The sequence below is a fragment of the Candidatus Aeolococcus gillhamiae genome, from assembly GCF_016464765.1.
Taxonomy (GTDB): Bacteria; Chloroflexota; Dormibacteria; order Aeolococcales; family Aeolococcaceae; genus Aeolococcus; species Aeolococcus gillhamiae.
Window position 1 is genome coordinate 32,365 of sequence record NZ_JAEKNS010000151.1, and the last position, 12,407, is coordinate 44,771.

Below are 12,407 nucleotides of genomic sequence, written 5' to 3' on the forward strand. Positions count from 1 at the left end.
GCGTCAACGCGAACAGATGTGCGCCGTGACTGCGAACCGTGACCGCACGAACGCGGTGTGCACCGCACGACACAGCCTGTGGGGAATGGTGGGGCACCGCGATCACGCCGGCCCGGCGATAGAATCGGCGAGCAAGCCGGCCGGACGGCCGCGGGCGCTCGTCGTCCGAGGAAAGTCCGGGCTCCACAGAGCAGGGCGCTGGGTAACGCCCAGTCGGGGTGACCCGAAGGAGAGTGCCACAGAAATGACACAGCCGCGGCGTTCGCTGCGGCAACGGTGAAATGGTGGGGTAAGAGCCCACCGGCGGTCGGGTGACCGGCCGGCCAGGTAAACCCCGCCCGGAGCAAGGCCGAACAGGGACGGACGGTTCGCCGTCGAGGGTTGCTCGCCCCATGTCCCGGGTCGGGCCGCTGCAGGCGCCGGGCGACCGGCGTCGTAGATGGATGGCCGTCCCCCGCCGCCGGGGAGCGGCGGCCCGCAAGGGTCGTGAACAGAGCGGCGGGGACAGAACCCGGCTTATAGGCCGGCTTGCACGCTCCCCACCGGGCCACCCGCTACGCGTTAGAGCTGAAGCTCGCCCTGTGGTGGCGCGGGCGGGATGTCGCCGGCCAGCTGGCGCGCCACCGCGGCCACGGCGAGGGCGTCGACCCGCTCGTTGCCGGGCTCACCGCTGTGGCCGCGGACGTGCTCGAAGCGCACACGGCCGTCGACGAGCGGGTCGATGGTGGGAAAGAGGTCGAGGTTCGCCTTGCGCTTCCACTGCCGGGTCAGCCAGTTGATGACACCGAGGCTGTCGGTGCGGACCACGATCCGCCACTGCGGGTCGTCGCCGATGCGTGCGCGGATGCCGCGCAGCGCCTCGCGCACCGCCTTGAGCTCCTCCCGGTTGTTGGTCGTCATCGGCTCGGCGGCGGCGGCCTCGTCGACGGACCCGTCCGGCCATTCGACCCGGTAGGCCCACGCGCCCGCACCCGGGTTTCCGGAGCACGCCCCGTCGGTGTACGCGATCACCGTGCTGGTCACGGGACCACGATGCGGTCGCAGTTGGAGCATTGCACCACCTCGGCGGCGACACGAATGCGCCGCACTTCGGAGTTGGCGAACGGCACGTGACAGCCGCCGCAGCTCTCGGCGACGATGCGCACCACCGCCGGTGGCACGCGGCGCGCGAGCCGCTCATAGAGGGCCAGGTCTGCCACAGGGATGGCTGCGGCGAGCTCGGCGCGGTCGCGCTCCTCCCGCTCCACCGACGCGCGTAGGGCGACTGCCTCCTCGAGAATTTCACCGGCATGGTCGGCGCGCTCGAGCTCGCGGTCGACGATGGCGGCATTGGCGTCGCGATCGGCGGCCGCCGCCGCCTCTGCACGTTCCATGAGCGCAAGCAGCTGCTCGTCCTGGGCGTCGATGCGCGCGCGCAGCGCCTCGAGGTCGTGTTGCATGCCGATCAGCTCCTGCGGGTTACGCACCGAGCCGTCATAAAGGTGCCTGTCGAGGTCGCGCGCGCGCAGCCGCAAGGTGTCCACCGCCTTCTCGAGCGCGCTCAGATCGGCGTCGGCGGCGGCCTGCTCACGTCGGAGGCGGCGCGCCTGCCGGCGGCGCTTCTCCAGCTCGGGGTCGCCCGCGATCCTCGACTCGACGTCGGCGAGCTGCACGCGTTCGTGGCCGACGCGGCTGTCGATCTCCTGGAGCCGGAGGAGGTCGCCACCGCGGCTCACGCAACCACCTCGGCGCGCTCGCTGACGCCCCACGCCTGCAGGTTTGTGGAGAGCTCGCGCAGCGGCCCAGCGGACAGTTCGGTGGCGATGACGCACGCAAAGCCACGCCACGCCAGCGACGCGCACAGCATGCCGTGTCCAGCACCGACGTCGGCCACGGCAGGGACGCCCGCCGGGAACAGCGAGGCAACGCTGCGCAGGCGAGCTGGAAGTTCGGGCCTCACGCCGCCGCCCGGGAGGTGGCCACGAGCAGGCGCAGGGTCTCGCGAGCCGCGCCGGAGTCGATGGCCGCCGCGCACCTCTCGATGCCCTCGCCAAGGTCGGCACACACGTCCGCGGCCACCAGCGCGGCGGCGCCGTTGAGCACGACGACGTCGCGTCGTGGACCGGTCTCACCGTCCAGGACACCGAGGATCACCGCGGCGTTGGCAGCCGCGTCACCGCCGGCCATCGCCTGGCGTGGTGCGGACGGCAGTCCGAGCGCCTGCGGGTCGACCTCGAGCTCACGCACTCCCGACTGGGTGACCTCGTATCCTCGGGTGACACCGTCGAGCCCCAGCTCGTCGATGCCGCCCGGTCCGGTGAACACCAGCGCGTGGTGATGGCCGAGTCGTCGGAGCACCTCCGCCATCACCGCCACCGGAGCATTCCCGGCGACGCCGAGCGCCTGGTGGCGCACACGCGCGGGGTTGGCGAGCGGGCCGAGGACGTTGAAAACGGTGCGGATGCCAAGCTCGCGCCGAGCCGCCGCAGCGTGGCGCATGGCCGGGTGGAAAGCGGGCGCGTAGATGAAGCCGATGCCTGCCTCCTCGACGCAGCGACGCACGCCTGCTGCGTCGAGCGTGATCTGGACACCGAGCTCCTCGAGCACGTCGGCGCTGCCGCACCGCGACGACTGCGCCCGGTTGCCATGCTTGGCGACGCGGCATCCCGCGGCGGCGGCGGCAAGCGCGGCCGCGGTGGAGATGTTGAAGGTGTTGGTGCCGTCGCCACCGGTCCCGCACGTGTCGACGGCGCCTGGCGCCAGCTCCACCTGCGTGGCGTGGTCGCGCATCGACATCACCATCCCGGCGAGCTCGTCCACGGTCTCGCCCCGGGTGCGCAGCGCGGCGAGCAGGCCGCCGATCTGAGCTGAGGTGGCGCTGCCTTCCATGATCAGGTCCATGACCGCACGCGCTGCTTCGACGTCGAGGCAGCCTCCGCCGACGATCGTCTCCAGCGCGCCGCGCATCACCTCATCGCTCACAATTGCGCGACCGTAGCATCCGCGGGTCGGACATATACTCGGGCGCCCATGACAGCACGTAGCCTGGCGCCATTCGACCCCGACCTGGTCCGTCCCTGGAGCCTCGGCGAGGGGCGTCGCGGTGTCCTGCTCCTGCACGGTTTTGCCGGCACTCCGCCCGAGCTCCGCCGCCTTGGCGAGCACCTCGCCACCAACGGTTTCCGCTGCCGCGGCCCGGCGCTCGCGGGACATGCGTCGACGCCCGAAGCGCTCGAGGCAACCACGCGACACGACTGGACCCGATCGGCCCAGGAGGAGCTTGACGCGCTCGCCGATGAGTGCGACGAGGTGATGATCGCCGGGCAGTCGATGGGCGGCACCATCGCATTGCATCTCGCGGCCACTGACCTTCGGGTCGCGGCGGTGGCCACGCTCGCCGCGCCGGTGTGGCTGTCGGGGATCGCGAGGCGAGCCATCCCGGTGGCGCGCCGCGTGATGCGCTGGCACCGGCCGGGCGATGACGTCGACCTCTACGACCTCGAGGCCATCGACGAGCTGCACTCGCACGGGCTACGGCCGATGCGCGCGATCCACGAGTTCACCAGCCTGCTGCGGGAGGTGCGCGACGAGCTGGCCACGATCCGCGCACCGGTGCTCGTGCTCCACGGCGGACGCGACCGCACCATCGCCCCGGCCAACGCCGCGGAGATCGAGCGCCGCCTGGTATGCAGCAGCGACGTCGCCCGGCGCTCGTTTCCTCGCAGCGGTCACGGGATGAGCGTGGACGTCGACCGCGAGCAGATCAACGTTGCCGTGCAAGAGTGGTTCGACAGCCATTCCCGGCTGGTCGAAGCCGAGGTTGCTGCAGCTGCCAATCGTTAAACCGTCGGCGCAGGCGACTTCACGTCGCCGGAGCTGACACCGCTGAAAGGGGGGGTTGCCCGAAGGGGGGACCTGTCCCCCTTCGCCATCAGCTGCCGAGTTCGTCTAGCAGCCGGCGTGCCAGTTCGGGGTCGATCACAGGGTTGGTCGGAGGTCCCTCGTCGACAGGACGATGCCGCCTTGATCGGCCGCGGTTGGCGACCGGACGATCCGCGTCCCTGCGAGTCGCGCCGCTGACCGCGTGCCCGCAGGCGGCGCAGTGCAACACCGTCCGGCTGCTCCCTGCGCTCGCGTACTCGCGGTGCGACATGCGCAGCGGGGCGCCGCATCGTGGGCATGGGGGCGGTCCTGTCCGATCCCCACCCGCAGCCGGGACATTGCGTTGCACGACCTCAGATCTCCTTCACCGACATTTACTGATGCTTGGTCGTCACGTGACCGATGCCATCGGCGCGAAGCGTACGGTTCCGTCACCCAAAGGGGGCCACGTCTTCAGCAGGAGCACGAGATGGCAGCCACAGCAGCGCAGACACTCGCGGACGCGAGCGAGAACGACGCGGCCCAGCGCTACCTGCGCGAGCAGTGCCTGGCCACCGTCGTCGCCGAGGCCATGCGCCGCGCGGACGCCATGTCTCGCCTCGATGCCAGCCTTCGCCTTGGCGTGAGGCGTCCCGCAGCCTGACCCGGCGCCACCGCGGGCGTCGCCTACAGTGGCTCGATGGGCAGCCTGGAGGAACGCTTGCGCAGCGCGGTCGACCCTCTCGACACCTTCCACCGCGAAGCACCTGCGGAGAGCCGGCGCGTTGCCGCCGTCCTGATGCTCTTCGACACCAGGAACAACGGCCTGCCATTGCTCTTCCTGGAGCGCACCGCCCACCTGCGCCACCACGCCGGCCAGATCGGCTTCCCCGGTGGAGGCGCGGAGCCCGGCGACTCCGGCGCCGTCGCCACCGCGCTCCGTGAAGCCGGCGAGGAGGCGGGCATCCCCGCCGACGCCGTGGAGGTGATCGGACTGTTGCCGCCATTGCTGACCGCAACCTCGGACAACTGGCTGACCCCCGTGGTCGGCCTGCAGCAGCGAGACATCGAGCTCCGTCCGGACCCGTTCGAGGTGGCACGCCTCTTCCGGCTCGAGCTGGACGCGATCATGGAGGCACCGCACACCGTGCGCACCCTCACCCATGAGGGCAGGTCGCGCCGGGTGCACTTCTACGAGCTCGATGGCAACCTCATCTGGGGGGTCACCGCGGCGATCGTGGCCGAGCTGATCAGCCGCGTGCAGATCGATCCAGACTGAGCCGTCAGCGATAGCGTGGGTGCACCACGAAGGGGTTGCCGGCCATCTCCTGCGCGATGGTCGTGCTCTGGCCGTGGCCGGGATGGACGACGGTGTCCGGCGCCAGGACGTAGAGACGCTCCTCGATGCTGACCATCAGCTGCTGCCAGTTCCCCCCAGGGAGGTCGGCGCGCCCCACCCCGCGGTGGAACAGCGTGTCGCCGCTGAGCAGGTCGGTTCCGACCAGGAAGCACACCGAACCGCGGGTGTGGCCGGGCGTATGGGTCACGCCGACGCTGAGGTCGTGCCAGCCGATCACCTGACTGTCGGCGAGGTCCTCGTCGATGTGCACGTCGGGGACGTCGTCGGGGATGCCCGGAAGGAAGCGCATGCTCACCAGCTGCTCGCGATCGTCTGGGTGGAGAGCGACCGGACAGCGGTGCACCGCGACCACGGCGGGGACACCGTTGACGTGGTCACCGTGGCCGTGGGTCAGCAGGATGCGCTCGCACCGCCAGCCGCGATCCTCGAGGAGTTGGAGGGTGCGCCGGTGCTGCAGGCCGGGGTCGATGACCAGTGCAGCGTCGCTGTCGCGGCGGTGGAGGACGTAGCAGTTCTGTTCGTAGGTGGGGTCGACGACGACGGTCAGCTCGAGCAGGTCGCGGACGGCTTCAGCCATCAGGCCGTGATCGGCGGGTGCGGGCCCTCATCAGTGCGCAGCGGCAGGGTGAACCCGGTCGTGCGCTCGCGTCGCTGGGCCGGCGCGTCCACCAAGGCGCGGTCGAGGACCTCGCCGACATTGTCGACCGGCACCACGTCGACGGCGTCGAGCACCTCCTGGGGGATCTCCTCGAGGTCGCGCATGTTCTTGCGCGGCAGGATGAACGTGGTCAGGCCACTGCGGTGCGCGGCGAGCAGCTTGTCCTTGACGCCGCCGATGGGCAGGACGCGCCCGCGCAGCGTCACCTCGCCGGTCATGGCGACATCGCGACGCACCCTGCGACCCGAGGCGACGCTCACCATCGCTGTGACCATGGTGACGCCCGCTGACGGTCCGTCCTTGGGAATGGCACCCGCGGGAACGTGGATGTGGAGCGCGTGGGTCTCGAAGAAGTCGCGTGGCGCTCCGTACTCAACGGCGTGGACGCGCGCCCAGGAGAGCGCCGCCCGCGCCGACTCCTCCATGACGCTGCCCAGCTGGCCGGTCAGCGAGAGGTCGGGTCGCGCCTCCACCGCCAGTGCTTCGACGGTCACGATGTCGCCGCCGACCTCGCTGACCACCACCCCGGTCACCGCGCCGACCTCGTCGACGTCCTGGGCCTCGCCGTAGTCGAAGCGCTGCGGCCCGAGGAACTCGCCCAGCTGGTCCGGCTCGACCACGACGGACCCGGCGCCGGCCGCCAGCCGGCGTGGCACCTTGCGCGCGATCTCGGCGATGGTGCGGTCCAGCTGGCGCACCCCCGCCTCGCGCGTGTAGCCATGCAGGATGGCCACCAGCGTCTGGTGGGGAATGGTCAGCTCGCCGTCCTCGAGGCCGTGCTGCTCGAGCTGGCGCGGCAGCAGGTGGCCCTCGGCGATGCCCAGCTTCTCGGCTTCGGTGTAGCCGCTGATGCGGATCAGCTCCATACGATCGCGCAACGCAGGGCTGATGGTGTCAACCATGTTGGCGGTGGTGATGAAGAGCACGTTGCTGAGGTCGTACGGCACCTCGAGGTAGTGATCGCTGAACTCGCGGTTCTGCTCGGGGTCGAGCACCTCGAGCAGGGCCGCCGAGGGATCGCCTCGGAAGTCCGTGCCAACCTTGTCAATTTCGTCGAGCATGATCACCGGGTTCACCGTGCCGGCCTGCTTCATCGACTGGATGATGCGGCCCGGCAAGGCGCCGATGTAGGTGCGGCGGTGACCGCGGATCTCGGCCTCGTCGCGGATCCCACCGAGCGACAGGCGTACGAACCGGCGGCCCATGGCGCGAGCGATGCTCCGACCGAGCGACGTCTTGCCGACACCGGGGGGGCCGACGAGGCAGAGGATCGGTGTCTGTAGGACCCGCCGCGGTCGGGTGGTGGCCTCGACCATCGGATCGGCCGCGGTCTCCTCCACCGGCACCTCAGCGGACCCTCTCTGAGCATCGTTGGTGACGGACGCCGGCGCGTCCACCTCCGCAGCTGCCGCGAGCGCGGCGGCGCGGCGCTGGGCGCGGTCGCGAACCGCCATCCACTCGAGGATGCGGTCCTTCACCTTGGCCAGCCCGTAGTGGTCCTCGTCGAGGATGGCAGCGGCGCGTTCGATGTCGATGTGCTCGACGGGTCGCTCTCCCCAGGGGAGGTCGAGGAGCCAGTCGACCCAGGTGCGCACCATGCCCATCTCCGGCGACGCGCCGGGGATCTGCTCGAGGCGCGACACCTCCTTGAGAGCGCGCGCCTTCACGTCAGCCGGCATGCCCAGCGCCTCGATGCGCGCGACCAGGTCTTCTCCCTCGTCGCCCTCACCGTCGAGCTCGGCGAGCTCCTTGCGCACCGCGCGCAGCTGCTCGCGAAGGATGTGCTCGCGCTGCGACTTGTTGATGGTGCGCTGCACATCCTCGTGGATGCGGGTGCGCATCGACGCCACCTCGACCTGCCTGCCGAGCAACGGCGCCAGCCGGCGGAGGCGCTCGACGACGTCCAGCGCCTGGAGCAGCTCGACGCGCTCCACGACGGTCAGGTCGGGCGCGGCCGAGGCGATGTCCGCGACGCGGGCGGCCTCGGTGGCGCGCGCCATCGCCGCGGCGACCTCCGGTGAGACCTGCCCGCCGGCGGTGACGTAATCCGCGTAGAGCTGGCGGACGCTGCCGGCCAGCGCGTCCGCTTCCGTGCCGGTGACCTCGATGTCCTCGACGAGGTCGTATGCCGCCGACCAGTGCTCACCGTCGGTGTCAAAGCTGCGCAGCCGCACCCGTTGCTGTCCTTCGACCAACGCATGCGCACCCGCGCCGGGGATGAGACGTAGGGCGCCCACCGTGGCCACCACGGCGATCTCGTGCAGGTCGTCGAAGCCCACATCGTCCGGCTCGGCGTCCCGCTGGACGGCCAGGATGACCCGGGCGTCCGCGTTGACCGCGGCCTGCAGCCCTGCGACTGAGCGGGGCCGGCCGGCGGCCAGGGGGGCCAGCTGGTGCGGGAAGACCACGTTGTCGCGCAGGGGCACGACAGGGAGCCGGGTTTGCTCCTGTTCGGGCGCGGGGTCAGGAGCGCTGGTCACCAAACGAGGATACCCGGGCGCGGTGGCTTCAACCTCGGCCGTTCCAGGCGGGATCGGCCACCGCCCAATCGCGTTCGAAGGCGTCGGCGAAGTAGTCGCTGGCGGCAGCGTGATCGATGCGCAACGCGGCTTCGAGAGACGTCCCCAGGCCGGCGGCGCTCCAGTTCGAGGACATCACCAGGGTGGCGCGGTCGACCACCATCCCCTTGGCGTGACCGGTCGTGCACCGCTGCGGGTCCATGACACGGGTGCGCAGGCCGCGATCGCGCAGCGCGGCGACGTCGCCGTCCGCCGGCACGCTCCCAAGGAGCAGCCGCACGTCGGCGCCCTGGGCGCTCAGCTCCATACAACGCTGCAGCAGCGGGCGCACCTCGTGGGCCCAGGTGTGGACGTAGGGGACGGTGATCAGGCACCTGCGACTGGGCGGCTCGAGCAGGCTCTCGATGGCGGTGCGCACCGCTCGAGCGTCGGTGGTCAGCTGCAGACGGCGCGGCGACACCTCCACCTCCAGCGGAGCTACGGCCGGGTGTGGTGTGCCCACGGGGGGCACCTCCGCGACGTGCTCGACCGCCCAGACCGGCGGGGGGGGCGCCCCCTCTCGCCAGACCGCGCCGATCCTCGACCGCGCGGTCGCCGCCAGGGTGGGAGCTCCGTCGACGAAGACCCACCACTCCCGGGTCCCGGCCAGCGGAGCCGCGTCCGGGGGCAGCCTGCCATGGCGATCGGCGGGCGCGTCCCGCTGGATCAGGTTGCCGGTGCCGACGGCGAGTCGATCGCTGTCGGCGACGAGCAGCTTCCAGTGCGCTTCGCGCATGCCCTGGTGGCGGCGCAGCCGGCAGGGAACGATAACGCCGCGCTCGGCGGCCGCGCGCAGCGCGTCGAGACATCCGCGGTTGGCACCGGTGTGGCCGTCGAGAAGCAAGCGCACGCGCACGCCGCGCTCCACCGCGCGCGGAAAGATCCAGCCGTAGCTCGGTCCGGCCTCGTACACAGCGACATCGAGCCGCGACGCCGACGACTCGATGAAGCGGTGCAGCAGTGTTCCCGCGGAGTCAGGTCCGAGCGCGCACACGAGGCGGGTCATTGTGTCCCGATCGAGAGGGCGCTGGCCGGCATGCGCGGGCCACAATAGGCGCCATCGACGAGATTGAGGGATTGTTCCCGCCTGCGCCACCACCCCCGCCCTCCGGTTGGCGCGCTCAGGCGCCGGCCTACGCGTACGGCCAGGCCGAGTTTGGGGCCCCCCCCACCGCATCGCCGTCGCGCCGCCGCGGCTGGCTCGGCTCGATCGCACTGCTGCTGGTCGGCCTGCTCATCGGCGCAGGGGTCGCTTTTGCCGCCCTGCACGACCGCGGCGGCGCCAGCGTGGCCGAGGTGCAGGTCAACGGAAGCCCGGCGAAGGTGCCCACCGTCGCTGCCGTCGACGTCGCCAACCGGCTCGGCCCGGCCGTGGGCACCATCATCGCCACCCTCACCGGCTCGTCGGGACTCGGCAGCGGCTTCGTGATCGCCAAGGATTCCTCGCTGAGCTACCTCGTGACCAACAACCACGTCGTCTCCGGGGCCACCAGCCTGCACGTGGTCATGCCCGACGGCCAGCAGTTCGCCGCCAAGCTTGTGGGCGCGGACAGCCTCGACGACATCGCGGTCGTCAGCGTGCCGAGCACCGGGCTGCCCCAGGCGACGTTCGGAACCTCACAGAGCCTCACCGCCGGCCAGCCGGTGATCGCCATCGGTTCGCCGCTCGGCGACCAGGGCTCGGTGACCGTCGGTGTGATCAGCGCGCTGCACCGCACCATCACCGCCAGCGGCCAGGCCGGCTCGTCGTCAGAGACGCTCGAGGACGTGCTCCAGACCGACGCCTCGATCAACCCCGGCAACAGCGGCGGCCCGCTCGCCGACACCGCCGGCAACGTCGTCGGCGTCAACGTCGCCACCGCCGGGAACGCGACCAACATCGGCTTCAGCATCCCCGCCGACCTGGCGCGATACGTCGCCGAGACGCTGATCGCGCACAAGAAGGTGCAGCACCCCTTCCTCGGGGTCGGCTACTACACGAGCATCCAGGCGATCGAGCAGGGCACGCCGTTCAGCGGCCCCGGCGTCCTCGTCCGCACCGTGAGCCCGGGAACGCCGGCAGCTCAGGCGGCCTTTCAGCCCAACGACATCCTCGTGGCCATCGACGGCGTCGCCCTGGACAAGGGCCAGACCCTCGGCGGGCTCATCCAGCCGCACAAAGTCGGCGACACGATCACCTGCACGGTGCGGCGAGGCACGCAGACGTTGACGCTGCACGCCACGCTCGAGGAACGGCCGAAAACCTAACCGCTGGTCAGGCGCCGCCTCGGGTTCGCACGGTGGCCGGGACGCGCGAGCGACGTGTGCTCCACGCCGGCTGACGATCGGCGAACTCGTACAGGGCGGCCGGACGCCCGGGTCCGTTCTTGACGACGCGGCCGGTGGGGCGCACCAGCCCGGACTGCTCCAGACCGCGGCGGAAGTTGGACGGTTCGTAGGTCACCCCGCTGATCGCTTCGAACACCCGCCGCGCCTGGGGCATCGTGAAGCGCTCGGGGAGGAGCCCGACAGCGATGTTCGACCACCACACCTTGCCGCGCAGCCGCTCGACGCCGTCGGCGATCACGGCGGCGTGATCGAAGGCCAGCCGCGGGAGCGCGTCGACGGGAAACCATCGAGCAGCCGACTCCTCCTCGCGGAGTACGGCGGCGTCGATGAGGCCAAGGTAGGCCACCGACGGGATCCATCCGCGCGGATCGCGGGCGGGATCCCCGTAGGTCTGCAGCTGCTCCATGTAGACGGCGCCGACACCGGTCTTCTCGGTGAGCTTGCGCTGCGCTGTCTCCTCGGGCCGCTCGTCGCCGCTCATGAAGCCGCCGGGAAGTGACCACATCCCGGCGTGCGGCTCCTCTTCGCGCCGGACCAGGAGCACGTGCAGCGTGCCGGCGACCGGTGCAAGGACCACCGGGAGAGCATTGAGCCCTGCCGGCGCCGCGAAGCCGGCGCTGTTGACCGCGTGCATCTGCTCTGCCATCGCGAGGCCAACGTAACATCTCGTGGTGCAGGTCACGAAACGGTGGCGTTCGCCGGGCGCGATGGGCGTCTCGTGAACCGGACGTCACACACTCGCCACGACGGCCGCGGTTCGTGCATCTAGGCTGCGAATGCAGTGAACAGGTCGATCCCACCGGCTATTCGTCCGCTTGGCGCACCGCGCGCGCCGCGACGCAGGTTCGTCCCGCCCGCAGCGGTGCGCGTCGCTCAACTCTGCCTGCTCTTCCGGATCACCTTCGGAGTCGGGCTGGTGCTTCTCGCCGGTTCGTCCGCCGTCCCCACCGCCCTCGCTGTTCCCGGCCTCGGTCATCTCGTGCTGCCCGGGGCCGCGACATGGAGCGGCGCCGCGCTCTGGGTGATCGCCGCCGCCGTCTTCGAGGGCGCGCTCGTTTTCCGCCTGGGACGTCTTCGCGCTGGCAGCCGGCGCGTGATCCTGCTCGTCGAAGGCGTGGCGATCGCAGCCAGCGGGCTGTACACCGCGGCCGGTCTCAAGATCGCGCTCGTGCCCCTGGTCAGCGCCATCGCCGCCATGGTTCTGCTCCGTCTCGACCACGTCCTCCACTCGTTCAACCGCGCTCGCGCCGAGCGCAGGGTGGTCTGGCAGGAGATCCCGGCGACCCTCTTCGACGGCTACGCGCTCCCCGACCCGACCGCGTCCAAGGAGATCCAGCGGATCGGCTACAGGGTGGGGATCGACTCCGAGAGGGCTCGCACCGGCTCGTCGGAGATGTCCAGGGCGTAGCCGACGGTGGGCTCCCCATGGCCCCCTACAGTGAATCTGCCCCCGCCGAAGGCGATACAGCCGCGCGCCTCGTAGAAGCGGCGGGCGCTCGCCTGCACCAGCGTCCACACCTCCATTCGCGCACAGCCCCGCAGGCGCAGCTCGGCCAGCGACCGCTGCCACAGGGCCGACCCCACGCCCCGGCCCTGGTGCTCCGGCGCCACGTAGAAGGCGGCCAGCTCGCCGGCGCCACCGCGGAGCAGGCCGAGCCCGGCC

14 protein-coding genes and 1 other RNA gene are annotated in these 12,407 nt (G+C 71.1%); 6 read left to right on the forward strand and 9 right to left on the reverse strand.

Annotated elements, in window-relative coordinates:
• The first annotated feature begins 132 nt into the window (after nucleotides 1-132).
• Nucleotides 133-535, forward strand: an RNA gene (gene rnpB, locus JF886_RS15490) — RNase P RNA component class A.
• 26 nt (nucleotides 536-561) lie between these two features.
• Here rnpB and JF886_RS15495 read toward each other — a convergent pair.
• Genes JF886_RS15495 through trpD form a run of 4 tightly spaced genes read right to left on the reverse strand, consistent with a single transcriptional unit; the run spans nucleotide 562 to nucleotide 2,946 of the window.
• Nucleotides 562-1,023 (reverse strand): ribonuclease H family protein, encoded by a 462-nt coding sequence (locus JF886_RS15495; RefSeq protein ID WP_337314062.1) that lies wholly within the window; start codon nucleotides 1,021-1,023, stop codon nucleotides 562-564.
• Nucleotides 1,020-1,715 (reverse strand): zinc ribbon domain-containing protein, encoded by a 696-nt coding sequence (locus tag JF886_RS15500; RefSeq protein WP_337314064.1) that lies wholly within the window; start codon nucleotides 1,713-1,715, stop codon nucleotides 1,020-1,022. The genes JF886_RS15495 and JF886_RS15500 overlap by 4 nt, the downstream gene beginning before the upstream one ends.
• Nucleotides 1,712-1,939, reverse strand: a complete 228-nt coding sequence (locus JF886_RS15505) for an SAM-dependent methyltransferase (protein WP_337314066.1) — start codon at nucleotides 1,937-1,939, stop codon at nucleotides 1,712-1,714. The genes JF886_RS15500 and JF886_RS15505 overlap by 4 nt, the downstream gene beginning before the upstream one ends.
• Nucleotides 1,936-2,946: an anthranilate phosphoribosyltransferase gene (gene trpD / locus JF886_RS15510; RefSeq protein WP_337314091.1), complete on the reverse strand. Its 1,011-nt coding sequence runs from the start codon at nucleotides 2,944-2,946 to the stop codon at nucleotides 1,936-1,938. Before trpD ends, JF886_RS15505 begins: the two co-directional genes overlap by 4 nt.
• 63 nt (nucleotides 2,947-3,009) lie before the next feature.
• On the opposite strand from trpD, the gene JF886_RS15515 reads away from it, so the two are divergent.
• The 3 genes from JF886_RS15515 to JF886_RS15525 all read left to right on the forward strand — a co-directional run bounded on the left by JF886_RS15515 (nucleotide 3,010) and on the right by JF886_RS15525 (nucleotide 5,119).
• Nucleotides 3,010-3,822 (forward strand): alpha/beta hydrolase, encoded by an 813-nt coding sequence (locus JF886_RS15515; RefSeq protein ID WP_337314068.1) that lies wholly within the window; start codon nucleotides 3,010-3,012, stop codon nucleotides 3,820-3,822.
• Nucleotides 3,823-4,330: 508 nt separating this feature from the next.
• Complete coding sequence (locus tag JF886_RS15520; RefSeq protein WP_337314070.1) at nucleotides 4,331-4,504, forward strand: hypothetical protein; 174 nt, start codon at nucleotides 4,331-4,333, stop codon at nucleotides 4,502-4,504.
• Between the two features lie 36 nt (nucleotides 4,505-4,540).
• Entirely contained in the window at nucleotides 4,541-5,119 is a 579-nt protein-coding gene (locus tag JF886_RS15525; protein WP_337314072.1) for an NUDIX hydrolase, read from the forward strand.
• Between the two features lie 4 nt (nucleotides 5,120-5,123).
• Here JF886_RS15525 and JF886_RS15530 read toward each other — a convergent pair whose 3' ends face one another.
• Genes JF886_RS15530 through JF886_RS15540 form a run of 3 tightly spaced genes read right to left on the reverse strand, consistent with a single transcriptional unit; the run spans nucleotide 5,124 to nucleotide 9,422 of the window.
• Nucleotides 5,124-5,777: an MBL fold metallo-hydrolase gene (locus tag JF886_RS15530; RefSeq protein ID WP_337314074.1), complete on the reverse strand. Its 654-nt coding sequence runs from the start codon at nucleotides 5,775-5,777 to the stop codon at nucleotides 5,124-5,126.
• The gene (lon, locus tag JF886_RS15535) at nucleotides 5,777-8,338 is read right to left on the reverse strand and encodes an endopeptidase La (protein ID WP_337314075.1); all 2,562 of its coding nucleotides are present in this window, start codon (nucleotides 8,336-8,338) and stop codon (nucleotides 5,777-5,779) included. The genes JF886_RS15530 and lon overlap by 1 nt, the downstream gene beginning before the upstream one ends.
• A 28-nt stretch (nucleotides 8,339-8,366) precedes the next feature.
• Nucleotides 8,367-9,422 carry a phospholipase D-like domain-containing protein gene (locus tag JF886_RS15540; RefSeq protein ID WP_337314077.1) on the reverse strand — a complete coding sequence of 352 codons (1,056 nt, stop codon included), beginning with the start codon at nucleotides 9,420-9,422 and terminating at the stop codon, nucleotides 8,367-8,369.
• 71 nt (nucleotides 9,423-9,493) lie between these two features.
• Here JF886_RS15540 and JF886_RS15545 point away from each other — a divergent pair, with 71 nt between their 5' ends.
• The gene (locus tag JF886_RS15545; protein WP_337314079.1) at nucleotides 9,494-10,663 is read left to right on the forward strand and encodes a S1C family serine protease; all 1,170 of its coding nucleotides are present in this window, start codon (nucleotides 9,494-9,496) and stop codon (nucleotides 10,661-10,663) included.
• A gap of 7 nt (nucleotides 10,664-10,670) precedes the next feature.
• Here the strand turns inward: JF886_RS15545 and JF886_RS15550 are convergent, their stop codons facing one another.
• Nucleotides 10,671-11,390 carry an NUDIX hydrolase gene (locus tag JF886_RS15550; protein ID WP_337314082.1) on the reverse strand — a complete coding sequence of 240 codons (720 nt, stop codon included), beginning with the start codon at nucleotides 11,388-11,390 and terminating at the stop codon, nucleotides 10,671-10,673.
• Nucleotides 11,391-11,525: 135 nt separating this feature from the next.
• On the opposite strand from JF886_RS15550, the gene JF886_RS15555 reads away from it, so the two are divergent.
• Entirely contained in the window at nucleotides 11,526-12,152 is a 627-nt protein-coding gene (locus JF886_RS15555; RefSeq protein WP_337314084.1) for a hypothetical protein, read from the forward strand.
• Here JF886_RS15555 and JF886_RS15560 read toward each other — a convergent pair.
• The coding region (locus tag JF886_RS15560) for a GNAT family N-acetyltransferase (RefSeq protein ID WP_337314087.1) at nucleotides 12,089-12,407 on the reverse strand (319 nt) is incomplete at its 5' end. The two genes, JF886_RS15555 and JF886_RS15560, sit on opposite strands and share 64 nt — an antisense overlap.